Origin of the sequence: Acidovorax sp. K2F, from assembly GCF_025246485.1 — a bacterium.
Lineage (GTDB): Bacteria > Pseudomonadota > Gammaproteobacteria > Burkholderiales > Burkholderiaceae_C > Acidovorax > Acidovorax delafieldii.
Genome location: NZ_JAOBSQ010000095.1, coordinates 1 through 1,394, shown reverse-complemented (window position 1 = coordinate 1,394; position 1,394 = coordinate 1). Strand labels below are relative to the sequence as shown.

The 1,394-nt window shown below is 63.1% G+C and carries 1 protein-coding gene; it reads right to left on the bottom strand.

Features of this window, described 5'->3' with window-relative positions:
• Nucleotides 1-69: 69 nt before the first annotated feature.
• Nucleotides 70-1,341: an IS256 family transposase gene (locus tag N4G42_RS25395; protein ID WP_023436223.1), complete on the bottom strand. Its 1,272-nt coding sequence runs from the start codon at nucleotides 1,339-1,341 to the stop codon at nucleotides 70-72.
• Between the last annotated feature and the right edge of the window lie 53 nt (nucleotides 1,342-1,394).

The window sequence follows — 1,394 nt, the reverse complement described above, 5'->3', positions numbered from 1 at the left end:
GGGAGTGTCAGGATTTCTGTGTGTGAGGCTGTTGAATCCGTCACTCAATCGTGAGGCGGCTTGGTGATCTTACTGGCGCGATCTGGTAAATCGGTCCTCGTAGAGGATCGCAAATTGGTTCATCGCTGATTTCCAGTGGTTGGCCGCCCGCCCCCAGTCCGCGGTGATGTTGCGCAGCGCCAGCCAGATCAGCTTGGTGGCCGCCTCGTCGCTGGGGAAGTGGCCGCGCGTTTTGATGATCTTGCGCAGCCGTGCGTTCACGCTCTCGATGGCGTTGGTGGTGTAGATCACGCGCCGCACCTCGGGCGGGAAGGCGAAGAACGGGATGACCTTGTCCCAGGCCCGGCGCCAGGCGCTGACCACGGTCGGGAACCGCTGCCCCCAGGGGCCGGCCGCAAACGCATCCAACTCGGCCTCGGCCGCCTCGGCGCTCACCGCGGTGTAGATGGGTTTGATGGCTGCGGCCAGCGCCTTGCGGTCTTTCCATGACGCAAAGTCCAGGCCACCCCGGATCAGGTGCACGATGCAGGTCTGCAGCGTCGTCGCCGGGAACACTGCGCCCAGCGCCTCTGGCATGCCCTTGAGGCCGTCGGTGACGGCAATCAGGATGTCCTGCACCCCGCGCGTCTTCAGATCGTTGAAGACCTTCATCCAGAACTTCGCCCCCTCGGTGTTCTCGATCCAGATTCCCAGGATGTCGCGCGAGCCGTCAGGCAGTACGCCCAGCGCCAGGTAGACGGCCTTGGAGCGCACCACCGCATCCTCGCGAATCTTGACCCGCAGCGCATCGAAGAACACCACCGGGTACATCGCCTCCAGCGGCCGTGTCTGCCAGGCCGTGACCTCGCCCATCACCTCATCGGTGACACGGCTGATGAGCTCGGGCGAGACGTCCACCGAGTACATCTCAGCCAGGAAACCCTGGATCTCGCGCACCGTCATGCCGCGTGCGTACATGGCGATGATCTTGTCGTCGAAACCCGTAAAGCGCCGCTCGTGCTTGCCAATGAGCTGCGGCTCGAAGCTGCCTTCGCGATCGCGTGGGACATCGATGCGCAGCGCCCCCACATCGGTCAGTACGGTCTTGGTGCTCTTGCCGTTGCGGTGGTTGGCTGATCCGCCTGTGGGCTTGGCTTGGCCGGGCGCATAGCCTAGGTGATGACTCATCTCGGCGCCCAGCGCCCGCTCAAGAATTGACTTCTTGAACTGATCGAACAGCCCTTGGACTTGGCCCGGCGTCATGGGCCCGGTCACCAGCTGGTCAAGCAGCTCGGCCGGGATGTGAAATTGCGGCTGTGCCGCCTGGTCCGCCAAAGCGGTGGGTTTGGTCTTGCGTGGCATTCATGCTCCTTGTCGACATGCTATGCCTCACACACAAAATTTCTGACAAGCTC

Coding starts and splice junctions, on each gene's coding strand:
- N4G42_RS25395 (WP_023436223.1), bottom strand. CDS start 1,341: ATGCCACGCAAGACCAAACCCACCGCTTTGGCGGACCAGGCGGCACAG.